This window comes from Phenylobacterium sp. GW823-FHT02A09 (genome assembly GCF_058797775.1).
In genome coordinates this window covers 157049-178650 of sequence record NZ_JBXAJZ010000002.1, presented here as the reverse complement: position 1 = coordinate 178650, position 21602 = coordinate 157049, and the positions used below count along the sequence as shown (strand labels likewise).

At 67.9% G+C, this 21602-nt stretch carries 25 protein-coding genes; 10 read left to right on the top strand and 15 right to left on the bottom strand.

Translation table 11 applies throughout. From position 1 onward, the window contains the following. Window positions 1–104 precede the first annotated feature (104 nt). A complete protein-coding gene (locus tag AC1Q87_RS07990) occupies window positions 105–509 on the top strand; it encodes a Zn-ribbon domain-containing OB-fold protein (protein WP_492608444.1) in 405 nt (134 codons plus the stop codon). 13 nt (window positions 510–522) lie between these two features. Then, complete coding sequence (locus tag AC1Q87_RS07985; protein ID WP_492608443.1) at window positions 523–1662, top strand: thiolase C-terminal domain-containing protein; 1140 nt, start codon at window positions 523–525, stop codon at window positions 1660–1662. Between the two features lie 141 nt (window positions 1663–1803). Here the strand turns inward: AC1Q87_RS07985 and AC1Q87_RS07980 are convergent, their stop codons facing one another. Beyond that, window positions 1804–2931: a zinc-binding dehydrogenase gene (locus AC1Q87_RS07980; protein WP_492608442.1), complete on the bottom strand. Its 1128-nt coding sequence runs from the start codon at window positions 2929–2931 to the stop codon at window positions 1804–1806. A 109-nt stretch (window positions 2932–3040) separates the two neighbouring features. Between AC1Q87_RS07980 and AC1Q87_RS07975 the strand changes: the two genes are divergently transcribed. The 3 genes from AC1Q87_RS07975 (at window position 3041) to AC1Q87_RS07965 (ending at window position 5679) form a co-directional block, all read left to right on the top strand. Then, window positions 3041–4513, top strand: coding sequence for a CehA/McbA family metallohydrolase (locus AC1Q87_RS07975; RefSeq protein ID WP_492608441.1), 1473 nt, complete (start codon window positions 3041–3043; stop codon window positions 4511–4513). A gap of 93 nt (window positions 4514–4606) precedes the next feature. Continuing rightward, window positions 4607–5209 carry a response regulator gene (locus AC1Q87_RS07970; RefSeq protein WP_492608440.1) on the top strand — a complete coding sequence of 201 codons (603 nt, stop codon included), beginning with the start codon at window positions 4607–4609 and terminating at the stop codon, window positions 5207–5209. Further along, window positions 5206–5679 carry a hypothetical protein gene (locus tag AC1Q87_RS07965; RefSeq protein WP_492608439.1) on the top strand — a complete coding sequence of 158 codons (474 nt, stop codon included), beginning with the start codon at window positions 5206–5208 and terminating at the stop codon, window positions 5677–5679. The genes AC1Q87_RS07970 and AC1Q87_RS07965 overlap by 4 nt, the downstream gene beginning before the upstream one ends. Window positions 5680–5697: 18 nt before the next feature. Here the strand turns inward: AC1Q87_RS07965 and AC1Q87_RS07960 are convergent, their stop codons facing one another. The 12 genes from AC1Q87_RS07960 to AC1Q87_RS07905 are packed head-to-tail and all read right to left on the bottom strand — an operon-like array spanning window position 5698 to window position 15427. Next, window positions 5698–6147 carry a hypothetical protein gene (locus AC1Q87_RS07960; protein WP_492608438.1) on the bottom strand — a complete coding sequence of 150 codons (450 nt, stop codon included), beginning with the start codon at window positions 6145–6147 and terminating at the stop codon, window positions 5698–5700. Further along, window positions 6144–6740: a response regulator gene (locus AC1Q87_RS07955; protein ID WP_492608437.1), complete on the bottom strand. Its 597-nt coding sequence runs from the start codon at window positions 6738–6740 to the stop codon at window positions 6144–6146. Before AC1Q87_RS07955 ends, AC1Q87_RS07960 begins: the two co-directional genes overlap by 4 nt. A 10-nt stretch (window positions 6741–6750) precedes the next feature. Next, window positions 6751–7116 (bottom strand): DUF8776 family protein, encoded by a 366-nt coding sequence (locus tag AC1Q87_RS07950; protein ID WP_056017207.1) that lies wholly within the window; start codon window positions 7114–7116, stop codon window positions 6751–6753. Further along, a complete protein-coding gene (locus AC1Q87_RS07945) occupies window positions 7116–7676 on the bottom strand; it encodes a chemotaxis protein CheD (RefSeq protein WP_492608436.1) in 561 nt (186 codons plus the stop codon). Before AC1Q87_RS07945 ends, AC1Q87_RS07950 begins: the two co-directional genes overlap by 1 nt. Beyond that, complete coding sequence (locus AC1Q87_RS07940; protein WP_492608435.1) at window positions 7673–8062, bottom strand: response regulator; 390 nt, start codon at window positions 8060–8062, stop codon at window positions 7673–7675. Before AC1Q87_RS07940 ends, AC1Q87_RS07945 begins: the two co-directional genes overlap by 4 nt. Beyond that, entirely contained in the window at window positions 8062–9099 is a 1038-nt protein-coding gene (locus AC1Q87_RS07935; protein ID WP_492608434.1) for a protein-glutamate methylesterase/protein-glutamine glutaminase, read from the bottom strand. Before AC1Q87_RS07935 ends, AC1Q87_RS07940 begins: the two co-directional genes overlap by 1 nt. Beyond that, window positions 9096–9977: a CheR family methyltransferase gene (locus tag AC1Q87_RS07930; RefSeq protein WP_492608433.1), complete on the bottom strand. Its 882-nt coding sequence runs from the start codon at window positions 9975–9977 to the stop codon at window positions 9096–9098. The genes AC1Q87_RS07935 and AC1Q87_RS07930 overlap by 4 nt, the downstream gene beginning before the upstream one ends. Continuing rightward, entirely contained in the window at window positions 9974–10444 is a 471-nt protein-coding gene (locus AC1Q87_RS07925) for a chemotaxis protein CheW (protein ID WP_267232103.1), read from the bottom strand. Before AC1Q87_RS07925 ends, AC1Q87_RS07930 begins: the two co-directional genes overlap by 4 nt. Before the next feature lie 2 nt (window positions 10445–10446). Beyond that, the gene (locus AC1Q87_RS07920) at window positions 10447–12795 is read right to left on the bottom strand and encodes a chemotaxis protein CheA (RefSeq protein ID WP_492608432.1); all 2349 of its coding nucleotides are present in this window, start codon (window positions 12793–12795) and stop codon (window positions 10447–10449) included. Window positions 12796–12822: 27 nt separating this feature from the next. After that, complete coding sequence (locus AC1Q87_RS07915) at window positions 12823–13188, bottom strand: response regulator (RefSeq protein ID WP_056017186.1); 366 nt, start codon at window positions 13186–13188, stop codon at window positions 12823–12825. A gap of 10 nt (window positions 13189–13198) precedes the next feature. Then, window positions 13199–13480, bottom strand: a complete 282-nt coding sequence (locus AC1Q87_RS07910; RefSeq protein WP_183771692.1) for an STAS domain-containing protein — start codon at window positions 13478–13480, stop codon at window positions 13199–13201. Window positions 13481–13516: 36 nt separating this feature from the next. Beyond that, the gene (locus tag AC1Q87_RS07905; RefSeq protein ID WP_492608431.1) at window positions 13517–15427 is read right to left on the bottom strand and encodes a methyl-accepting chemotaxis protein; all 1911 of its coding nucleotides are present in this window, start codon (window positions 15425–15427) and stop codon (window positions 13517–13519) included. 565 nt (window positions 15428–15992) lie between these two features. Between AC1Q87_RS07905 and AC1Q87_RS07900 the strand changes: the two genes are divergently transcribed. The 5 genes from AC1Q87_RS07900 (at window position 15993) to AC1Q87_RS07880 (ending at window position 20975) form a co-directional block, all read left to right on the top strand. Beyond that, window positions 15993–17180, top strand: a complete 1188-nt coding sequence (locus AC1Q87_RS07900) for an acyl-CoA dehydrogenase family protein (protein WP_492608430.1) — start codon at window positions 15993–15995, stop codon at window positions 17178–17180. Window position 17181: 1 nt separating this feature from the next. Further along, window positions 17182–18258, top strand: coding sequence for an acyl-CoA dehydrogenase family protein (locus AC1Q87_RS07895; protein WP_492608429.1), 1077 nt, complete (start codon window positions 17182–17184; stop codon window positions 18256–18258). Between the two features lie 49 nt (window positions 18259–18307). Beyond that, window positions 18308–19117 carry a hypothetical protein gene (locus AC1Q87_RS07890; protein ID WP_492608428.1) on the top strand — a complete coding sequence of 270 codons (810 nt, stop codon included), beginning with the start codon at window positions 18308–18310 and terminating at the stop codon, window positions 19115–19117. Further along, window positions 19114–19410 carry a UBP-type zinc finger domain-containing protein gene (locus AC1Q87_RS07885; protein WP_492608427.1) on the top strand — a complete coding sequence of 99 codons (297 nt, stop codon included), beginning with the start codon at window positions 19114–19116 and terminating at the stop codon, window positions 19408–19410. The genes AC1Q87_RS07890 and AC1Q87_RS07885 overlap by 4 nt, the downstream gene beginning before the upstream one ends. Before the next feature lie 62 nt (window positions 19411–19472). Continuing rightward, on the top strand, window positions 19473–20975 hold the full coding sequence (locus AC1Q87_RS07880) for a hypothetical protein (RefSeq protein ID WP_492608426.1): 1503 nt from the start codon (window positions 19473–19475) through the stop codon (window positions 20973–20975). On the opposite strand, the gene AC1Q87_RS07875 is transcribed toward AC1Q87_RS07880, so the two are convergent. Continuing rightward, the gene (locus tag AC1Q87_RS07875; RefSeq protein WP_492608425.1) at window positions 20972–21268 is read right to left on the bottom strand and encodes a GNAT family N-acetyltransferase; all 297 of its coding nucleotides are present in this window, start codon (window positions 21266–21268) and stop codon (window positions 20972–20974) included. The two genes, AC1Q87_RS07880 and AC1Q87_RS07875, sit on opposite strands and share 4 nt — an antisense overlap. Beyond that, window positions 21265–21576: a GNAT family N-acetyltransferase gene (locus tag AC1Q87_RS07870; RefSeq protein WP_492608424.1), complete on the bottom strand. Its 312-nt coding sequence runs from the start codon at window positions 21574–21576 to the stop codon at window positions 21265–21267. The genes AC1Q87_RS07875 and AC1Q87_RS07870 overlap by 4 nt, the downstream gene beginning before the upstream one ends. Between the last annotated feature and the right edge of the window lie 26 nt (window positions 21577–21602).

The window sequence follows — 21602 nt, the reverse complement described above, 5'->3', positions numbered from 1 at the left end:
AGCGTCAGCATCGACAACGCGGCCGTATCGGGCTTTGCTGCCGCGCCCGTCGAAAGGCGGGCCAATTTCCAAACGTCGAATTTTGATTGGGGACGAATTTCAAGATGGCGAGAATCTTGCCTGAACCCACGCCCGAGACCCAGCATTTCTGGGACGGGGCGGCCCGGGGCGAACTGCTCCTGCAACGCAACAAGGCCACCGGCGAAGCTTACTTCCCGCCGCGTCCGTTCGATCCGAAGACCGGCTCGCGCGACGTCGAGGTCTTCAAGGCCAGCGGCAGGGCCGTCCTCTGGTCCTATGTGATCAACCACCGTCCCCGCCCCGACATGGGGACCGAGCCCTACGCCATCGCGGTGGTGAAGCTCGAAGAAGGCCCGACCATGATGACCAACATCGTCGGCTGCCCGCAGACGCCTGAAGCCCTGGTCCTCGACATGCCGCTCGAGGTCGTTTTCGAAAAGTTCAGCGACACGATCTCGCTGCCCTTCTTCCAGCCGGCCAAGTCGTAAGGGCTCCAAGACCATGCAAAAGAATTCCGTCGCGGTCGTCGGGGCCGCGGAAACCACGAAGATGGGCAAGATTCCGGACGTGTCCGTGATCGGCCTGCACGCCGATGCGGCGCTGAACGCCATGGCCGACGCGGGCCTGACGCCGGCCGACATCGACGGCGTCGCCACCGCCGGCATCAGCCCGGTCGAACTGGCCCACTACCTCGGCATCAAGCCGACCTATGCCGACGGCACGTCGGTGGGCGGCTGCTCGTTCATGCTGCACGTCCGCCACGCGGCCGCGGCGATCGCCGCCGGCCACGCCAAGACCATCCTGATCACGCACGGCGAATCGGGGCGTTCGCGGGTCGGCGCCGGCGGCTTTGGTCGCGCGCCGTCGAGCCTGATGGGCCAGTTCGAAATGCCGTTCGGTCCGGTCGGCCCGCCGACCATGTTCACCGTGCCGGTGCTTCGCTACATGAAGACCTACGGCGTCACCGAGGAAGACCTGGCCAACGTCGCGGTGATTCAACGCGAATGGGCCGCCAAGAATCCGCGCGCCAGCTTCAAGGACCCGATCACCGTCGACGACGTGCTGAACTCGCCGATGATCGCCTGGCCTTACCGGATGCTGATGTGCTGCCTCGTCACCGACGGCGGCGGTGCGCTGATCCTGACCAGCGCCGATCGGGCCAAGGACTTCCCGAACAAGCCGGTCTACGTGCTGGGCACGGGTGAGAGCGTCGAGACCCCGATGGTCTCGCAGATGTACGACTTCACGTCGTCTACCGCGTTCAAGATCTCGGGCGCCAAGGCGTTCGAGGACGCCGGCATCAAGCACTCCGACGTCGATCACCTGATGATCTACGACGCCTTCGCCCACCTGCCGCTCTACGGCCTGGAAGACCTCGGCTTCGTGAAGCCGGGCGAGGCCAAGGACTTCATCCGCGAGCGCAACACCGCGATCGGCGGCAAGCTGCCGGTCAACACCAACGGCGGCGGCCTCTCCTACATGCACTCGGGCATGTACGGGATGTACGCGCTGCAGGAGAGCGTGCGGCAGATGCGCGGCACCGCCGCGGCGCAGATCGAAGGCGCCAAGATCAGCGTCGCCCACGGCGTCGGCGGCATGTTCGCCTCGTCCGGCACGGTGATCTTCACGAACGAGAAGTAGCGAGCGAGCCGGAACCGCAAGCCGGTTCCGGCGACCGTAGCCTCAGCCTTTACTTCATCTAGAAAGGCTGAGGAAACAGCGACTTACCGCAGTTCATGCTGCACCCATGCTGCAAGGCGTGGGTGCAGCATTTTTTGTGCGTCAGGCGCCCTTGTTGGGGTTGATCAGGTACTTCTCGCCGGTCGCCTTGCGGGCGTAGGCGGCGATGAACTCGGGCTGCAGGGCCTCGGCCAGCGAGAGCTCGGCCGTGTAGTGGCTGGCGAAGGTTGTCTTCAGTTCGGCCGCCACGCGGGCGCGCAGCTTGGCGGCGTCGGCGCCGATCTTCACCAGGAAGGGCGTGAGCAGCCAGCCGTTGACGCCCCACGACAGGCCGAAGTTGCGGGCCAGCTCGGTCGGGCGCGTGTCCAGGCCGCCATAGATGTAGACCTGCTTGTAGGTCGACGAACCGTAGCGGCTGTAGACGGTGGCTTTGCGGTTGGCCGCGACTTCCATCGCCGAGAGGATCTGCGAGGCGAGCTTGCCGCCGCCGATGGCGTCGAAGGCCAGCGTCGCGCCGGTTTCGTCGATGGCGTCGGTCAGGGCCTCGATGAAGTCGGGCGCGGTCGAGTCGACGACGTACTTGGCGCCGATGCCGCGGAGCAGGTCGGCCTGCTCCTGGCTGCGGACTATGTTGACCAGGGCCACGCCGTCCTTGATGCAGATTTTGTTCAGCATCTGGCCGAGGTTCGAGGCCGCCGCAGTGTGGATGAGCGCGGTGTGGCCCTCGCGGCGCATGACTTCCACCATGCTGAGCGCGGTCAGCGGATTGACGAAGCACGAGGCGCCGTCGGCAGGCGTGGCGTCGGCCGGCAGCTCCAGCACGTCGCCGGCCTTGGCGATGCGGTGCTGGGCGTAGGTGGCGCCGCCGAGGATGGCGACGGTCTTGCCGAGCAGGGCCTGGGCCTCCGGCGCGTCGCCGGCCGCGACGACGACGCCGGCGCCTTCGTTGCCGACCGGCATCGAGTCGTCGAGACGCGCCTTCAGCGCGCGCAGGAACTGCTCGGGGACGGGGGCGGTGAAGACGACGTCGTCGCCCGAACCGGTGACTTTGGCGTTCGTGATGTCGGCAGGGCCGAGCAGCAGGCCGAGGTCCGACGGATTGATCGGGGCGCCTTCGATCCGAACCAGCACCTCGTCACCGGTGGGTTGCGGCACCGGCACGCGCGCCAGGGACAGTTCCAGTTCGCCGCTCGACTTGACCAGCGAACGCAGTTGCAGGCTCGTTTCCATACCCGTCTCCGTAGGATTTTGCTTACGTCGTAAATATGGACAGGGCGCCGCAACGGCAACGAAAAACGCACGATCGGTCGTAAATTTGCGCGTGCTATGCCGAAACCCGATGAAGAGAACCCTGCTCGGCTTGGTGATGGCGGCGGCGTTGGCGAGCGCAGCGCAGGCGCAGCCGACGCGCGCGCCGGACGTGACCCTGACCGGGGTGCTGACCTCGGCCGCGCACCAGACCTACGTCGAGATCCCGTTCAAGGTCCCGCCTGGGACCGAACGCCTGACCGTCGAGTTCGCCCATGACGGTAAGGAGCAGAAGTCGGTCATCGACCTTGGCCTGCGCGATCCGCAGCGCTTCCGCGGCTGGAGCGGCGGGAACAAGTCCAGCTTCACCCTCGCGCAGAGCGACGCCACGCCGTCCTACCCCGCCGGGCCGCTGACGCCGGGGACCTGGACGCTGATCCTGGGCGCGCCGAACATCCGTAAGGACGCGCGGGCCGAGTATGTCGCCCGAATCTGGCTCGACCGCGCTGGCGCTCCGCCGGCCGATTTCTCGCCCGCGGCGCCGGGGGAGGGCGAGCGCTGGTGGCGCGGGGACCTGCACATGCACACCGCCCACAGCGACGGCTCGTGTCTGTCGCGCAAGGGGGTTCGGGTTCCGTGCCCGGTGTTCAAGACGCTGGAGGCCGCCGCCGCGCGCGGTCTCGATTTCGTGGCCGTCACCGACCACAACACCACCTCGCATTTCGAGGCGCTGCGCGAGCTCGCGCCGTACTTCGACGATCTGCTGATCGTGCCGGGCCGCGAGATCACCACCTTTCACGGCCATGCCAACATCTTCGGCCCGACCGCCTTCATCGACTTTCAGCTCGGCGGGCCGCGCGCCCCAGGCGTCTCCGACATCCAGGCGCAGGCGCGCGAGGCCGGCGCGCTGTTCTCGATAAACCACCCGGGCCTGCCTTCGGGCGAGTTCTGCATGGGCTGCGGCTGGACCGCGCGGGACACGGACTATGCTGCGGTCCAGGCGATCGAAGTGGTCAATGGCGGCTTTGCGGAAGGGCCGTTGTCGGGCATGGCGTTCTGGGAGGCGCGGCTCAACGAGGGGCGGCGCATCACCGCCGTCGGCGGCTCCGACAACCACGACGCCGGCCTCGATCCAGCCAAGGCGCCGGCCATCGGCGTGCCGACCACGGTGGTTCGTGCGCCGGAACGCAGCCAGGTCGCCATTCTCGAAGCGATCCGGCGCGGGCATGTGTTCGTCGACGTCGCCGGGACCGCAGACCGGCTGCTGGAGGTCCGCGCCACAAACGGGGTGGAAGTGGCCCAAATGGGCGATGCCCTCGCCGCGCCGGCCGGGCGTAGGATCGCGGTCGAGGTCCGCGTGGTCGGCGCCGCGGGCGGGCGGGTGCGCCTGGCCGGCGACGCCAAAGGACTGGCGGCGCCCGGCGACCGGATGATCGGCCAGGCCGATCAGAGGCTTGCGTTCGAACTCACCGCCGATGGCGCCGCCCGCTGGCTGCGGATCGACGTGCTCGGCCCCGACGGCAAGCTGATCCTGCTGGGCAACCCGGTCTACCTGCGGCCCTAGCGTGTGGCGGCTCGCCGCACCGCCGACAGCGGAAACACTTATTAACCCTGATCGCCTTAAGGTTGGACGATCGCTTCCACGCCCGGAAACAGTATGGGTCTTAGTCCGGAATCCCGCGCCCGCTTCAATCTCGAGCGCGCTTCGGTGCTGGTGCTCGATGAGTCTCCCATGGGCATGAGCATCCTCGTGCAGATCCTCACCGGCTTTGGGGTCAAGACGCTGCATCGCTGCGAAAAGGTCGAGGAAGCCAAGGAAGCGATCTCGAAGATCGAGGTCGACCTGATCGTCTGCGACTCGCTTGGCGCGGCGGGCGAGGGCTATGACTTCGTCAGCTGGCTGCGGTCGAGCCGGATCGAGCCCAATTGTTATGCGCCGGTGCTGCTGACGTCCGGGCACACGCCCAGCCATGCCGTGCAGAAGGCCCGCGACTGCGGCGCTCACTTCATCATGGCCAAGCCGCTGACCCCGATCGCCGTGCTCGAACGCATCATCTGGATCGCGCGCGAGAGCCGGCGGTTCGTCGAGTGCGACACCTACATAGGCCCCGACCGCCGTTTCAAGAACGAAGGCGTCCCGACGGGCATGACCGGCCGCCGCCGCGACGACCTGCAAGGCGACATCGGCGAGGCCCAGAGCCCCAACATGGATCAGGAAGTCATCGACAGCCTGATGAAGACAAGACGGGTGGAACTATGAGCTCAGTTCGTATCCATACCCCGCCGGTCAAGCTGGCGAAGCTTCTGCGCACCCCTGGCGGGTTGCCGGTGGCGGAGGCCGTGCAGCGCGCCGGCGCGGGCCTCGCCAGTCTCAAGAACGACTGTCTCGGCGAACTGACCACCATGCTTGACCAGGCCGAGGCCTGTGCGGGGCGGGCGGGCGCCGACTACGACGCGGCCTTGACGGGCGAGCTCTACGACATCGTCGCCAAGCCGATCGGGGTGCCGAGCGTCTGCGGCCTGGCGGCCATCGACACGGCGCTGATCAGCCTGTCGGACTTGCTGGATTATCTGAAGAGCCAGCAGCGCTGGGACGCCAACGCCGTGGCGGTGCACCTGCGGGCCTGCCGGCTGCTGCTGCAGACCGAAGGCGCGGCCGATGCGGCCGGCACCCAGGCGATCCTGGCGGGCCTGCGCAAGGTCAGCCAGCGCTACGCCAAGCCCGAATAGGAAAGGGGCGGCGGCGCCTTAGGGCGCCAGCCGGTCCGTGATCGACCACAGTCCGTTGACCACCGACTTGAGCGAGTCCGGGTCCTGACCGTCCTTGGTCCAGAGCAGGCGCAGGGCGCTAACGTGGACGCCGATGCTGGTCCAGTCCTGGCGGCCGTGGGTCCGCTGGCGGTCGACCAGTTCGCAGAGGCTGTAGCAGGCGTCGCAGAGCGTGCGCTTGTCGAACAGGCCGGCGATGTCGAGGATGGTCGAAGCCTCCTCGTAGACCGTGTCCAGCGACACCGACTTCTCGCGGTTCATCGCCTCCAGGCGGCCGATCATGTTGCCGAGCGACTTCATCGCGTCGCCGGCATGGGCGGCCAGTTCGCGTTGCGCCCGCTCGTTGGCGAGGCCCGCGGTCATGCCGCCCGGGCGGGCGACCTGTTCGGTCAAGCGGTACTTGACCTTGACGAATTCAGCTTCGCTCACAGTTGCGCCTTCATCGGTTTCAGCAGCATGTCGATGTCGGACTGATCCATGTTGGGATCGGTCGCGGCCCCGACGTGCGTGGAGAGGTCGTCCTTGCGCCGGCCCTTGACGCCAAGTGGTGGGCCCATGTTCTTGAAGCGGCGGTCCGGGCCGACATAGCCGTCGGCGACCACCATCTGCCGCTCGTCCTTGGCCACCCAGAACACCCGCTGCAGCAGGATTTCCGGGGTGAACGGACGCGAGACGACGAAGTTCGCTCCGGAGTCGCGGCTCTTCTCGACCATGGTGCGCGCGGCGTGGCCGGTCAGCATGATCACCGGCGTGAAGCGCGCGTTGTCGGGGCCTTCGCGGCGCAGCCAGTGCACCAGGTCGTAGCCGTCCATGTCCGGGAGGTGCGAGTCGGTGACGATCAGGTCGAGTTCCTGCGTCTTCACGATGTGCATGGCCTCGGCGCCATTGGCCGCCTTGAACTGCTTGCGCACCCCGAACCCGCGGAACATCGCGGTCAGCGCGTCCATGGCCTGTGAGTTCTGCTGGACCAGCAGCACCACCGATCGGTCGAGATTGATCCGGATCTTGGGATCGAGGGCCATCGGCGAGCGCCTAGAAGAGGTCGAGGTCCCCGGCGTCGGCCGCCGCCCGCGCGGAACCCTCGCGGGTCACCCGCGCCAGCCGGTTGGCGAGGTCGCCGAGCGTGACGCCGGCGACGGCGTCGGTGAGGTCATAGGCGTCGCTCGCGGCCTGGGCCGAGAGCTTGCGGGTGAAGTTGGCCAGCGCCGCCAGGTGCTGGGTCAACACGTCCAGGGTCTGAGCTTCGTGCAGGGCGATGGCCAGCGGCTCGCCGCGGCTGGCGCGCACCAGCTGCGTCACCAGGGTTTCCAGGCGGTCGCACAGCTCGCCGGCGTGCTCCAGCTCCTGGGCGATGGAGGCCAGGACCTCCGGGGTGCGGACGAGGGCGGATTGGCTCATCAGAACAGCTCCACGGACCCTTCGTCCTCGACCGGCGCAGGAACCCGCGCCACAGGTTCGCGCAGACGGGTTAGCTCCGCGTTATCAGTGACAGTTCTTTGTTGCGCCCGTCCGGTGGTCGGCCAGTACTGCACCCGACGCGCCGCCAGCCCGCCCAGGCTGGAGCCCACGACCGGGATGCCTTCATCGCGCAGGAATTTCTCGGCGAAGGCGGCGTTAGACGCGCCGACGTCCGACAGGCCGCCGAACATCCGCGCCCCGCCGAACAGCTTGGCCTCCAGGCGATCGCGGCGCGCGCCTGAGCGCAGCAGTTCGTTGATCAGCAGTTCCATGGCGTAGGCGCCGTAGCGGCGGCCTTCGTCCAGGCCCTCGGCCTTGCCGCTCGGCAGCAGGAAGTGGTTCATGCCGCCGACGCCGGTCTTCGCATCTCGCATGCAAACGGCCACGCACGATCCGAGGATCGTGGTCAGCATGACATCGGGGTCGCTGGAGATGTGGTGCTCTCCCTGCACCACATGGATCCGTTTTCCCGGCCGTCCAGAGACGTTCTCGACGATCATGTCAGGGGACCGAACACCGCTTCGATTTTTTCTTTGAGAGTCTGGGTGGTGAAGGGCTTCACCAGATAGTTGTTCACGCCGAACTGCACGGCGCGCTGCACCAGTTCGCGGTCGGCGCGGCCGGTCAGCATGATCACCGCGGTCTTCGAGGTCGGACCATGGGCGCGGATCGCCCGCAGCAGGCCGAGCCCGTCGAGCTTGGGCATGTTGAAGTCGGTGATCACCAGGTTGGCCGGGGCGGCGACGATCTGGCGCAGCCCCTCCTCGCCGTCGGGCGCTTCACGCGTCTGGGTGATGCCCAGGGCGTGCAGGCTGGTGCGGATCAGCGAGCGCATCGTCTGTTGGTCGTCGACGATCAGGGTCTTGATGCTGACGGCGGCGGGCATCAGGCGCTCCTATGGATGTCTGCGGCGGAGCAGAGGTTCAAGATGGCGGGACCCATTCGCGACAGGCCGATCTGTTTCTCGACGGCCCCGATTTCAAAGGCGACGCGCGGCATGCCGTAGACGACGCAAGAGGACTCGTCCTGGCCGAGGGTGCGGGCGCCGGCCTTGCGCATGGCCAGCAGGCCGGCGGCGCCGTCGCGGCCCATGCCGGTCAGGATCGCGCCCACCGCATGGCGGTTCAGCTTGGCGACCGACTCGAACAGCACGTCGACCGAGGGGCGATGGCCGTTGACCGGCTCGCCCGCACGCAGGCGGATCACCGGATGCGAGGCCGACAGCACTTCCATGTGCTGGTCGCCGCCGGGGGCGATGTAGACGTGGCCGGGCTGCAGACGGTCGCCGTCGCGGGCTTCGGTTACATGGGCGCCGGAAATCCGATCCAGGCGTGCGGCGAAGCTCTTGGTGAAGGTCGCCGGCATGTGCTGGGTGATCACCGTCGGCGGGCAGGTCTCCGGGAAGGTCGCCAGGATGGTCATCAGCGCCTCGACCCCGCCGGTGGACGAGCCGATCGCCAGGATCGTGTCCGAGGCGCGGTAGTCGCCGTCGCGCTCCACCGGCGTGACCGGACCGTTGTAGGGCTTCACCCGGGCGCGGGCGGCGGCCTTCACTTTCAGCGTCAGTTCGTTGAAGGCTTCCTGCGCGGTGACGCCGCCGACCGGCTTACCGACGCAGTCGACCGCGCCGAGCTCGAGGGCCTCGAGCGTCACGTCGGCCCCAGCCTGGGTCAGGGTCGAGACCATGACCACCGGCGTCGGCCGCAGGCGCATGATCTTTTCCAGGAACTCCAGGCCGTTCATCTTCGGCATCTCGATGTCGAGGGTGACGACGTCGGGATTGAGTTTCTTGATCTGCTCGCGCGCTTCCAGCGGGTCGTTGGCGAAGCCGAGGACCTCGATCTCAGGATCACGCTTCAGCGCCGCGGCGATCAGGCCGCGCATGGTGGCGCTGTCGTCGACGACGAGAACCCCGACGGTCATCGGCCGCCTCGCAGGGCATAGGTGGTCAAACCGGTGGTCTCGAACTGGCTCGTCGCCGGACCGGAGACACGTTCGGAGTGGCCGATGTAAAGCGTGCCGCCGGGGACCAGCGCCGGCGCGAAGCGACTCCAGATCCGCTCCTGGGTCGGCTCGTCGAAATAGATGACCACGTTGCGGCAGAAGATGACGTCGAACTTGCCGCGCATCGGCCAGTCGCCGATCAGGTTCAGTTCGCGGAATGCGACCAGTTCGCGGAGCTCGTCGGCGACTTCCCAGCCCCCGCCGGCCTTCTTGAACCACTTGCGGCGCAGTTCCAGCGGCACCGGAGCCACCGCGTCCTCGCGATAGATGCCCGCCTTGCCTTCGGCGATCATGTTCGGGTCGATGTCGGTGGCCAGGATCTTGACGTCCAGGTTGGCGGCCTCGGGCAGCGCGGTCAGCACCGTGATGGCCATGGAGTAGGGCTCCTGGCCGTTGGAGCAGGCGGCCGACCACAGCCGCACGCGGCCGCCGCGACGCGCGGTCTCGGCCAGCTTCGGCATCACGACGTCGCGCAGATGGTCGAAGTGATGCGGCTCGCGGAAGTAGCGGGTCACATTGGTCGTCAGGGCCGCCATCATCGCCTGGCGCTCGTCGACGCCCTGCTGGCCCTCGACCAGGCTGCAGTATTCGCGGAACGAGCGCATGCCCAGCGAGCGCAGCCGCTTGGCCAGGCGCGAATAGACGAGCGCGGCCTTACCTTCGGCCAGGGCGATCCCGGCGTGGCTGTGCAGGATGTTGGCGATTTTCTTGAAATCGTCCTCGGTGAACAGGAACTCGCCTTCGACCAGACCGGCCGCGGCGCCGCCCCTGGCGCGCGTATCGACCGGGCTCGTCATGCTGCCTCCGCCTCGGTCTCAGGCAGGACGCGGTCGAGCGAGATCAGGCTGACCATGCGCCCGTCGATGGCGAACAGGCCCTTCACGAAGGTCTTCACCTGGTCGCAGGCCACGTCCGGCGTCGGCTGCACCATGTCGTCGCTGACGTTGATGATGTCGCTGACCGCCTCGACCAGCAGGCCGAGCGTACGGCCGCCGACATTGACGACCATGATCACGTGGCGGGCGCTGGGCTCGCTGGTCGTCAGGCCGAGGCGCGCGCCCAGGTCGACGATCGGCAGCACCGCGCCGCGCAGGTTGATGACGCCCTTCATGTAGGACGGCGTGCGGGGCAGAGGCGTGGCCGGGGTCCAGCCGCGGATCTCGCGCACCTGCATGATGTCGACGCAGAATTCCTGCTCGGCGATGCGGAAGGCGATCAGTTCGCGGCGCGCACCGGCCGCGGAATGGGTCATCGGGTCAGTCATGCTCATCCGGCCATTCGCTTTTCGCTACGCGGCGCCGGCTTGCGCCGGTGCTGAGTGGTCACCAGGGCGTCGACGTCGAGGATCAGGGCGACGCGGCCGTCGCCCAGGATGGTCGCCGCGGCGATGCCGTCGATCTGCTGGTAGTTGGCTTCCAGGCTCTTGATCACCACCTGGCGCTGGCCCTGGATGGCGTCGACCAGCAGAGCCGCCTTACCGCCGCCCTCGCTTTCGACCAGGATCGCCACGCCTTGGCCGGCTTCCATCGGACCGTCGCGGAAGCCCAGCGACACGCCGACGTCGATCAGCGGCACGAAGGTGTCGCGAATGCGGATCACCGCGTCCTTGCCGCCGACATAGTGCACGTCCTCGGGGCGCGGGGTCAGGCTCTCGACGATGGCCGACAGCGGCGCGACCAGCGTCTGCTCGGCGGCGGTCACCACCATGCCGTCCAGCACCGCCAGGGTCAGCGGCAGCGACATCGTGAACTTCGAGCCCTTGCCGGGCTCGGACGAGATCGAGATGCGGCCGCCCAGGCCCTGGATCGAGCGCCGCACCACGTCCATGCCGACGCCGCGGCCGGAGATGTCGGAGATGGTCTCGGCGGTCGAGAAACCGGGCAGGAAGATCAGGTTGTCGGTCTCTTCGTCCGACAGCACCGCATCCTCGGCGATCAGGCCCTTGTCGATGGCGATGCCGCGGACGCGCTGACGGTTGATGCCGCGGCCGTCGTCCTGGATCTCGATGACGATGCGGCCGCCGCGGTGCAGGGCGCGCATGTTGACGACGCCTTCGGCCGGCTTGCCGGCTTCGGCCCGGCCTTCGGGCGTTTCCAGCCCGTGGTCGATGGCGTTGCGCAGCATGTGGGTGATCGGGTCGGTCAGGCGCTCGATGACGGTCTTGTCGACCTCGGTGCCTTCGCCTTCCATGACCAGGCGCACGCGCTTGCCGACCATGTCGGCGACTTCGCGGACCAGGCGCGGCATGCGCTGGAACACGCTCTTCACCGGCTGGGCGCGGATGGCCATGACGCTGTCCTGGATTTCCCGGGTCAGCAGTTCGAGATCCTCGAGGCCGAGCACCACGTTCGACGAGCGGGCCAGGCCGCTCTCCAACACGCGCTGGGACAGCATGGCCTGCTGGATGACCAGTTCGCCGACGGCGTTGATCAGGCGGTCGACGCGGTCCAGGTCGACGCGGATCGTCGCCTGGGCCGGCGCGGCCGATGCGTTGGCGGGGGCGGCGGCCTTCGCGGCGGCAGGCGCGGGCGAGGGCGCAGGTGCGGGCGCTGCCGGGGCAGGCGCGGCCGGAGCCGGCGCAGCGGGAGCGGTGGTTTCGGCCTGGGCGCGGGCGATCAGCGCGGCGACGTCCATGTCGGCGGCCGGCTCAGGCGCCGGTTCGGCGACAAATTCGGGCTCGATCGCAGCGGCCGGCGCCTCGCCGGACACGCGGGCGAGCAGGGCGGCCAGATCGAGGGGCGCTTCGGCGCTGGCCTTCGCCAGCTCGTCGTCGCTCATCGGCACGTCGGCCTTGGGCGCGGGTTCGTCGCCGCCCTCGCGGACGATCGAGAGGACGCAGTCGTCCTCGACGAACTCGAACACTTCGCGGATCGAGGCTTCGTCCTGCTCGGTGGTCAGGCGGATCGTCCAGCGCAGATAGGCGCTCTCGGCCGCGATCTGATCCAGCGGCGGGAGGTCGCTGTCGTCCAGCGTCACCTGCGTCTCGCCCAGCCGGGCCAGTTCGCGCAGCAGCAGCCCGGCCTCGTTGGCCTTGGCGTACATCTCGGTCTTCGGCGCGAACTCGATGACCCAGGCGCCGCCCGCGGCGACCACGGGTTCCGGCTCCAGCGCCACCGGCGGCGGCAGATCGAAGTCCATGGCCGGAGCGGCGTCGTCGTCGATCGACACGGCCATCGGCACGAAGCCGAAGTCCTCGTCGCCGCCGAGGTCGCCGTCATCGGCCAAGCCGTCCTCGCCGATCAGCGACTTGAGCTCGGAGAGCATGCCCGCCGAGCGGGCCTCGTCGACGATCGTCCCGTCGCGGGCGGCCGCCACATGGTCGGCCAGAACGTCGAACGCGCGCAGCAGAGTTTTGGCGACCTCGTCGGTCAGCTCCATCTTCTCCGAGCGCAGCTCGTCCATCACCGTCTCGAAGACGTGGGCGAAGCGGATCAGGTCTTCCAGACCGAAGGCCCCGGCGCCGCCCTTGACGGAGTGCACCGCCCGGAACACCGCGTTGATGGTCTCGCTGTCCGCGTCGCCGGCCTCCATGGCCAGCAGACCCTGCTCGGCGTCGGTCAGGAGCTCGTCGCACTCCTGGAAGAAGGTCTGCTTGATGCTCTCGAACGGATCCAACGGAACGCTCCGGTTGGGTGGGAAGATTTAAGCGGCGACCCGGCGGACGGCTTCGACCAGCTTGACGGGATTGAAGGGCTTCACGATCCAGCCCGTGGCGCCGGCCGCGCGGGCCCGCTCCTTCTTGGCCGCGTCGCTTTCCGTGGTCAGGACCAGGATCGGCGTGGCGCGGTGATCGGGATTGGCGCGCACGCCCTCGATCACGCCAAAGCCGTCGAGGCGAGGCATGTTGATGTCGGTGATGACGACGTCGGCGCCGTTGGCCTGCAGGACCTCCAGGCCCTCCACGCCGTCCACGGCCTGGATCACGGTGTATCCAGCCTGAACCAGGGCGTGGTTCAGCATTTCCCGCATGGTGCGGCTATCGTCGATCGTCAGGACGGTTTTGCTCACGAGGATCCCCCTAGGACTCGAATTGCAGCTCGGGCGCGCCGAATGCAGCCAATTGCTCTGAGAAGCCCGAAGACGGTTGATCCACAGTTAAGCTAAGACCGTCCTCGGCCCAGATTTTGCGCGCCGACATCAAAACTTGCAGGCAGAGCCCGCCCAGGCGGGTGACCTGCGAGGCGTCAAGGCTCAGGGGACGGCCGCGCAGGGCCATCAGTTCGGCCCGCAGCGGCTCGGCCGCCTGCAGGTCCAGGATCGGCTGCAGGCTGACCACGGCGGGCGCCGTCGACGTCGTCATCTTCACTCCCCCCAAGGGCCCGCGTTGTGCGGCGCCCTAGAATTCTTCCCAACCGTCGGTCTCGGGCTCCGGCCTACGGAGCGCCGAACCGTCACGGCTCGACCGTCGCATCTGCGGGCTGGCGGCGGCCGGACGACGTCCGGCCGGAGCGGCCTGCACCTGGCCGATGTTGAACCGCGCGACGGACCCGGAGAGGGTTTCGGCCTCGCCCGCCAGGGCATGGCTCGCCGCCGTCGATTCCTCGACCATGGCCGCATTCTGCTGCGTGACCTGATCCATTTGGTTAACGGCGGTGTTGACCTGTTGCAGACCGACGGCCTGCTCCTGGGCGCTGGCGGCGATCTCGGAGACCAGCTCGTCGATTTCGGCGACGCGGCTGACGATGCGCTGCAGAGCCTCGCCGGTTTCGCCGACCAGATGCACGCCCTGACCGACCTGCTGGCTCGAGGCGCCGATCAAGGCCTTGATTTCCTTGGCTGCTTCGGCCGAGCGCTGGGCCAGGGCCCGCACTTCCGAGGCGACGACCGCGAAGCCGCGGCCGGCTTCCCCGGCGCGGGCGGCTTCGACCCCGGCGTTCAGCGCCAGCAGGTTGGTCTGGAAAGCGATCTCGTCGATCACGCCGATGATCTGGCTGATCTGTTGCGCCGATTGTTCGATTTCACTCATCGCCGCGACGGCTTGCCGCACCACTTCGCCGCTCTTCTGGGCGTCGCCGCGCGCGCCCAGCACCACGTCGCTGCAGGTCTTGGCGCCGCTGGCGGTCTTGTTGACCGTGGCGGTGATCTCGTCGAGCGCGGCGGCGGTCTCTTCCAGGCTGGCGGCCTGCTGCTCGGTGCGGCGCGACAGGTCGTCGGCGGCGATGCTGATCTCGCCGGCGCCGCTCTTGATGCCCTGGACGTTGGCGATGACCACCTTCATGGCGTCCTGCAACTGGCCCATGGCGGCGTTGAAGTCGGTCTTCAGTTGCTCGGCGTCGGGGGCGAAGCGGGCGGTGATGCGATGGGTCAGGTCGCCGTGGGCCAGCTTGCCCAGCGCCTCGGCCAGCGAGCCGATGGCGACGGCGTCTTCCTCGGCCTTGCGGGCCTTTTCCTCTTCGCGGGCGCGGCGCTCGGCTTCGGCTGCGGCGCGCTGCTCGGCGGTCTGGCCTTCCAGGCGCAGCTTCTCGATGCCGGCTTCCTTAAACACCGCCACGGCCTGGGCCATTTGGCCGACCTCGTCCTTGCGGTCCATGGCCGGGACGATGGCGGTGAAGTCGCCCTGCGCCAGGCGGCGCATGGCGGCGGTCATGGCGGTGACCGGCGAGGCGATCATCTTGCTCAGAAGCCAGCCGAGGCCGACGGCGATCAGCACCGCCAGGCTCAGGCCGATGGCGAGGCTGAGGGTCGCGGTTGCCGAGGCCTTGACCTGCTGCTCCTGCAGCCGGGCCATTTCTTCGTTCATCGCCGCCTGCACGGTGTCCATGGCGTCTTCGGCCGGGGCGATCACTGAATCGGCGGCGCCGTCCGGGCCGACCATGGCGATGGCCTGGGGCAGGGTGGCGGGGTCGGCGGCGAGCTTGACGCCGGCTTCGAAGATTTCGGCGTACCAGCGATCGGCCGAGGCCGCGGCGGTGTCGATCTTGGCGGCCAGTTCGGGCGTGTCGGTGAGGCCGGCGCGCGCGGCGTCCAGGCGCTTCTTGAAGTTCGCCCGATGCTTGTTCACGCGCTCGACATAGTAGTCGTTCTTCGACAACAGATAGCCGCGATAGCTGTTTTCCTGCCGGGTCATGAAGAACTTGGCTTCATCGAGAGCCGAGAGGACCTCGCGGCTTTCCTTGATCTCCGCGCGGGCGTGGTCGAGCGTGCGCAGGTTGACCATCATCGCGCCGCCCATGCCGGCCATGGTCAGCACCACCGCAGCAAAGCCCAGGGCCAGCTTGCGGGAGATCTTCAGATTGTCGAAAAACACGAGGCCGTCCCCAGGGTTCAGACCGCAGCGCGGCGAGCGCGATGCGAGGCGAGCGCGCCCCAGGCTTTTCTTCCGTACCAGATACAAGAAAATGCCGAAGCGACCTTATTGCTTCTGCACTTGGAGAACAATGTTCTCAACTATACGAAAGTCGGTCGCCTGCGAACGTGCACTATTCTCCTACGAATACTTTGGCGACGTTGGGGGGAGCGGACTCCATCACCCTCCATCGCCTGTCCTACCGCTAGGTCGTCCCGGCTGAAGAAATGGTTACTGCAACCGTTATGAAGGCGCCTTTTTCCAGCGTTTGCCGTGGTTTGCGCGAATGGGTGCGACAAGCCGCCACAGGGTGATTGCGACCCGAGCGAGTGCTGAAACCTGGGGGTGCGTCGGTGCCAACACTACAGTCTTAGGTAATATAGTGACGCTTGTCTCATATTGTACGGAAGTTCAATTTGAGATTTGACCCCATGCGCCGCAAGGCGTTCGGCTTCCGTTGGGTCATACTTGCAGGGCGCGGTCGGGGGTGCTCGCCTAGAGGCGACGACGCCCTGGGAGGACGCCGATGGACCTCAGATTCACGCCCGAAATGGAAGGTTTCCGCGACGAGGTTCGCAGTTTCCTGACGAAACACCGCGACCGTTACGTCGGGGACGTCCCGCGACCGCGCGAGGCCGCGCTGGAATGGCAGCGGCTGCTGATCGACCACGGCTATGCGGCGCGAACCGTTCCCCAGGCCTATGGCGGCTACGGCGCCGCGCCCGACGTGCTGAAGTCGCGGATCATCGCCGAGGAGTTCACCCGCGCCGGCGCCCCGCGCGGCTTCGCCAACCAGGGTATCTCGATGTTGGTCCCGACCCTGCTGGAGGTGGGGTCGGAGGAGCAGAAGCAACGCTGGATCGGACCGACCCTGCGCGGTGAGGTCGTCTGGTGTCAGGGCTATTCGGAGCCGGGCGCGGGATCGGATCTGGCGTCTCTCCAGACCAAGGCGGTCGAGGTTGGCGACGACTTCGTGATCTCGGGCTCGAAGATCTGGACCAGCACCGCGGCCCAGGCGGACATGATCTTCTGCCTGGTGCGGACCGAGCCGGACGCGCCCAAGCACGACGGCATCTCGTACCTGCTGTTCCCGATGACCACGCCGGGGATCGAGGTGCGGCCGCTGAAGACCATGACCGGCTCCGCCGAGTTCAACGAGGTGTTCTTCACCGACGTGCGCGTGCCCAAGAGCGCGGTGGTCGGCGGCCGCGGCCGCGGCTGGTTCGTCGCCAACGCCACGCTCAAGCACGAGCGCGGCATGCTCGGCGATCCCAACGCCACCGAGGCGCGGCTGCACAATCTGATCGAACTGATGAAGTCCGAGACCGTCGATGGCCGGCGGTTGATCGACGACCCGGTGTTCTGCGATCGGGCCATGCAGCTGCAGGCCCGGGTGCTGACCATGAAATTCAATGGCCTGCGCAACCTGACCGCTTCCGTCAACGGCGAGTCCAGCGGCATGGCCGGCCTAGTGGTCAAACTGCAGGGCTGCGAACTGAACCACCAGATCGCCGCCCTGGCGATCGACGCGCTGGGCGAGCTTGGCGTGCTCTACGAGGACGGGCCCCACCTGCGGGTCAAGGGCTCGTGGCAGTGGAACTACATGTTCGACCTCGGGCTGATCATCGGCGGCGGCACCGCCCAGATCCAGAAGAACATCATCTCCGAACGCGGTCTTGGCATGCCGCGCGAACCCAAGCTCGCGAGCGCCTGACATGGATTTCTCGATCACCGCCGACCAGAGGCTGATGCAGGAAAGCCTGCTGCGCACGCTGGAGGCCGCCGCGCCGCTGGAGCGCGTGCGCAAGTTCGCCGCCGACCGCCAGCCGATCGCCGGCGACGTCTGGGCCGCTTTGGCCGACTTCGGGCTGCCCGGCGTCGTCGTGCCCGAAGAGCACGGCGGACTGGGCCTTGGCCTGCTCGACGCCGCCCTCGCGGCGGAGGCGCTGGGCAGAGCCGTCGCGCCGACGCCGTTCCTGGGTTCGGTCGCGGCCTCGGTGGCGTTGGTGCGCGGCGGCAGCGCCGAGCAGCAGGCCCGCTGGTTGCCGAAGGTCGCCTCGGGCGAGGTCGTCGTCGGACTGGCCATATCCGAGGCCGTGGCCGGCGCGCGCGACGGCATGGGCGTCACCGCGGCGGGCGGACGGCTGAGCGGCGGGGCGCTGTTCGTCACCGACGCCCTGGCCGCCGACCTGTTCCTGGTGGCCGACACCGCGGGCGGCCTGCACCTGGTGGCGGGCGATGCGGCGGGACTGTCGCGTTCGGACGTGACCAGCATCGACCTGACCCGCCGCCTGGGCGAGCTGGCCTTCGAGGGCGTCGCGGCAGAGCCGCTGGCCGCCCACACCTTGGACGCGGTGCGCGACGCGGCCTGGACCCTGCTGGCCGCCGACACCCTCGGTGCGGCCGAGGTCATGATCGAAAAGGCCGTGGCCTACGCCAAGGAACGTCGCCAGTTCGGCCGGGTGATCGGCTCGTTCCAGGCGGTGAAGCACCTCTGCGCCGAGATGGCGGCCGAGCTGGAGCCCAGTCGCTCGCTGGTCTGGTACGCAGCCTACGCTTTCGACGACGCGCCGGCCGAAGCGGGGCTAACCGCCGCCCACGCCAAGGCGCACACCTCCGAGATCGGCCGCTTCATCGCCCGCACCGCCACCGAGGTGCACGGCGGAATGGGCATCACCGACCTGCTCGGCCTCCACTACTGGTTCAAGCGCATCGGCCTGAATCGTCAGCTGCTTGGGGGACCGGAGCGGGTGCGCAGAATCGCGGCGCGGATGCAGGGGCTGGCGGCCTAGGGTCCGGACACGGGTTGCGCCCACACGCCGAGCCGCTAGCGTCCCTGGCATGGCCAATATCCTGATCCAGACCACGATCGCGACGACGCCCGACGACTGGCATGTCGGCCGCTTCTCGCTATTGGCAGATCATCTGCGCAGTCTCGGCCACGCGGTCACGGCGCGCGACCATGAGCCGGGCCCGGATCCGGTGCTGAACGGCCTGGCGACCAGCGACTTCGACCAGCTGTGGCTGTTCGCCGTCGATGTCGGCGACGGCCTCAGCGAGGAAGAGAGCGCCGCGATCCGGGCGTTCCACGCGCGCGGCGGCGGCGTGCTGGTCACCCGCGACCACCAGGACCTGGGCAGCTCGGTGCGTTCGCTCGGCGAGGTTGGTCGGGCGCATCATTTCCACACGATCAACCCGGAGACCGATCCGGCCCGCTGCTGTCGCGACGACCAGGCGACCAGCTACATCGACTGGCCGAACTATCACTCCGGATCCAACGGCGACTTCCAGGCGGTCGGGCCACGGGTCGAGGGGCATCCGTTGCTGGCCGAGGTCCCGTTCCTGCCGGCTCACCCGCACGAGGGCGCGGTCAGCGCGCCGGCCGACGCCCCCGGCGCCCAGGTGATCGCCGTGGGGGTCAGCGAGGTGAGCGGCGCGGTCTTCAACCTGATCGTAGCCTTCGAGGGGCAGGGCGGCCGGGCGGTGGCGCAGTCCACCTTCCATCACTTCTGCGACTACAATCTGGATCCTCGCTGCGGCTGCCCGAGCTTTGTCAGCGAGACGCCGACCGACCGCATCATCGCCGACCCGCGCGGCCGCAGGTCGGCGGAGCGGTACTTCAAGAACCTGGCGGAGTGGCTGACCCCATGACCTGCACCCATGGCGCGCACTTGAAGATCGTCGTTCCGTCTGCGGACGGTTGCGAGGAATGTCTGAAGATCGGCTCCGGCTGGGTCCACCTGCGGCTCTGCCGCGAATGCGGCCATGTCGGCTGCTGCGACGACAGCCCCAACACCCACGCCACCAAGCACTTCAAGGCCACCGGCCATCCGATCATGGAGACCTATGACCCGCCGGACGGCTGGGGCTGGTGCTATGTCGACGAGGTGATGCTGGATCTCGAGGGGAACACGACGGCGCATCCGGTGGGCTGGCGCTACTAGATTCTCGACACACGCTTCGCGCGCGTTACAAGCAGCCCTGCAACCAAATGCCCGGGGGGAGCATGAGGATCAGGACCATCCGTTCCGGCTTGAGCGCGATCGCCGCCGCGGCACTGCTTTGGCCCGCCGCTGCAAACGCCGCCTGGGTCAAGGCCGAGACCGAACGATTCGTCGTCTATGGGCAGGGCAAGGAAGACAAGGTTCGTGACCTGGCCATGCGGCTCAGCGTCTATGACGCGGTCCTGCGATTGGTGAATCCCGAGACCCCGACGACCCAAGCGCGGAAGCTGGAGGTCTACCTCGTCCGCGGAACGCCGGAAATCCGGCGGGTCTCCCCCAAGATGGCCAATAACGTGGGCGGGTTCTACACGGCCCGCGAGGGAGGCGTCTTCGCGCTGGCCGACGATTCCCAGCCCCCGCTCGCGCGCGACGACCTGCTGTTCCACGAGTACGCCCACGCCTTCATGCTCGAGAACTTCCCGGCGGCGTACCCCGGATGGTTCGTCGAGGGATGGGCCGAGTACTTCAGCACGGTCGACGTCTCGCCCAAGCGCGCCGAACTCGGCCGCTACAATCCGGGCAATCTCTACACGCTGTTCGCCGCCAATTGGCTGCCGTGGGAGACGGTCGTGACCAAGGCGACGTGGGAGGTGCCGAAGCAGGACAGCAATGTGTACTACGCCCAGTCCTGGCTGCTGATGCACTACATGCGCAGCGATCCCGAGCGATCCGCCCAACTGACGAAGGCGACGCGGGCCATCGCCGCCGGCGAGCACCCTGTGAAGGCGCTGGAGCAGGCGACGGGCCGTCCGCTCGCCGACATCGGCCGAAGCGTGCGACTGTACAAGAAGCTGCCGATGTTCGCGATCAGCAACCCTCTGCCCAATCCGCCGGCGATCGTCGTCAGTAAGCTTCCGCCATCGGCCGACGACTTCCTGCTCTACGACCTGCGGATGACCGGCACGGTTCCTGACCCGTCGGACGCCGAAGCGCTGGCCGACATTCGCAAGCGCGCCGCGCAATGGCCCGGCGATCGGATGGCCGAGCTGTCCCTGGCGCGGGCCGAGTTCACCTATGGCGACGTGTCCGCGGGCGAGGCGATCGTCGCGCGGCGACTCCAGCAGGACCCGAAGGACGTGGAGGCGCTGCTGGTGGCCGGCCAGGGCCAGTTGCGGGCGGGTAATCGGGACGACGCGCAGCGCGAGGCCCGCTACAAGGCGGCCCGGCCGTACCTCGTCAAAGCCTACGACCTGAACAAAGACGACTATCGCATCCTGCTTGCCTATGCGCTCTCGCGCACGGTCGACCCGGCCTATCCCAACGCCAACGACGTCAACGCCTTGCTCACCGTGCGGGCCATGGCGCCGACGGTCGATCTCGCCTCTCTCATGGCCGGCGAGGCGCTGTTGGCCGTAGGCCGCAAGGCCGACGCGATGGCGGTGCTGTCCATCGTCGCCAACAATCCGCATGGAGGCGGGGCGGCGCGCATGGCGCAGGCGCTGATGAAGGGCGAGGCGACGAGCGACCTCGCGGCGGCGGCCGAGGAACTGGACCCGCAGCCCTAGGCCGTCAGAGCCGCCCGCTCGTCGGGATGGACGAGCTCGTGCAGCTCCGTCCGCTTGGCGATGTAGGCCCGGAAGAAGCCGCAGTGCGGCCGGACCTTCAGGCCCTGCTCGCGGGCATAGGACAGCGCCGCCTGGGCGAGTTTCGAGGCCAGGCCCTGCCCCTCGAAAGCCTTGGGCGTCACGGTGTGCGGAAAGACGATGCTGTCGCCGACGATGCGGTAGTCGGCGAAGGCGACCTCGCCGCCATCCAGCGCGATCTCGAACCGGCTCGGCGTGCGGACGACTTCGCTCACGCGGTCATGCCCGGCCGCTCGTCCGGATGGACCATGGCGTGCAGTTCAGGACGCTTCTTCATATAGGCGTTGAAGAACGGGCAGTGCGGCCGCACCCAAAGCTTTTCGTCGCGTGCGAACTGCAGTCCCGCCTCGACCAGGCGCTTGCCGACGCCCTGGCCGGCGAAGGCCTCGGGCACCACGGTGTGCGGGAAGATCACGCTGTCGCCGCGCACCTTGTACTCGGCGAAGGCCACGTTCTCGCCGACGCGGATTTCGAAGCGCTTGTCGGTTCGGACCACTTCAGGCAGGTCGGTCGCTTCGGTCATCGTCGGTCTCCTGGCGGGTTGGACTG